Here is a 1269-nt window from a genome sequence, read left to right as displayed (position 1 = left end):
CTGTACGGACTCATGACATCCTTTACACATTGTCTCCAGACATCCTTTACAGATTTGTGGGGGGTGTCTGGATGTCGTGGAGGCATGTGGAAGTCTCGTCGCAGCGTGTTTCGTTTGTGCAGGAAGCAGTCTCTGGTCTGCGCTCGCTAGCGGTGTTGTGTGAGGAGTACGGGATTAGCCGGCCCACTGGCTACTTATGGGTGAAGCGGTATCGCGAGAGCGGTTTGAGTGGGATTGCGGAGCGCAGCCGCAAGCCCTTGCACAGCCCGGGGCGGAGTTCTGCGGAGTTAGAAGGGCGGATCGAGGATCTGCGCCGGCTATATCCGGAGTGGGGCGCGCGCAAGCTGCAGTGGCTCCTGGAGAAGGATGGTGTGAACGTTCCAGTCGCAACGGTTCATCGGATCCTGAAGCGGCGCGGTTTGGTGCATCCGCTGGATCGTCATCGGAAGGCGACCGGGAGCTTCTGCCGGGAACAGCCCAACCAGCTCTGGCAGATGGATTTCAAGAGTCCTAAGGGCTGGGGCACCCATGTCGGCCCGTTATCTGTGCTGGACGACCATAGCCGTTACGCAGTGGCACTGGAACATCTGGGTTCCAGCGGTGCGGACGGGGTACAGCAACGTTTGGAGCAGGCGTTCAGAGATTGTGGTTTACCGGATGCGATGCTGATGGATCACGGCACTCCGTGGTGGAACATGCAGTCCGCAGGGGGCTGGACACAACTGTCGGTATGGCTGATGAGGCTAAGTATCCGCCTCTACTTCTCCGGCTACTCCCACCCGCAGACGCAAGGTAAGGTAGAGCGCTTCCATCGCTCGCTGGAGATGGCGAGACGACGCCGTGTACAGCCAGAGAAGGGCCAGGAGCAGGCATGGCTGGATAGCTTTCGCCATGAGTACAACCACATTCGTCCGCACCAGGCACTGGAGATGGCCACTCCGGCAAGCCGATGGAAGGCTAGCCTGCGGCCCTTCACAAAACCCATGGATCCCGTCTATCCCACCGATGCAGAAGTCCATCCACTAAACTCCAACGGATCGTTGCGGCTCGATAAGGCCACCTGGCAGGTGGCCGGTGCCCTCGCCGGACAACTCGTCCGAATTCAGCGCATCGACCACCGCGCCCTCGTCTTCTACGGAGCTACCCTGATCCGGGAACTCGATCTCGCCGGGCATGGCTCCACGATCGTGGAGCCATGCCCGGCAAACTTCCTCAACTTGTAAAGGATGTCTGGAGACAATCTGTAAAGGATGTCTGGAGACTAGACAG

1 protein-coding gene is annotated in these 1269 nt (G+C 59.3%); it reads left to right on the top strand.

Features of this window, described 5'->3' with window-relative positions:
* Positions 1 to 1223 (top strand): IS481 family transposase (locus HDF15_RS25450; RefSeq protein WP_260331437.1); only part of this gene is annotated, 1223 nt, incomplete at its 5' end.
* Between the last annotated feature and the right edge of the window lie 46 nt (positions 1224 to 1269).

It is taken from the genome of Granulicella mallensis, from assembly GCF_014203225.1.
Taxonomy (GTDB): domain Bacteria; phylum Acidobacteriota; class Terriglobia; order Terriglobales; family Acidobacteriaceae; genus Granulicella; species Granulicella mallensis_A.
The sequence above is the reverse complement of the archived record's forward strand: the minus strand, read 5'-3'. Positions and strand labels throughout refer to the sequence as shown.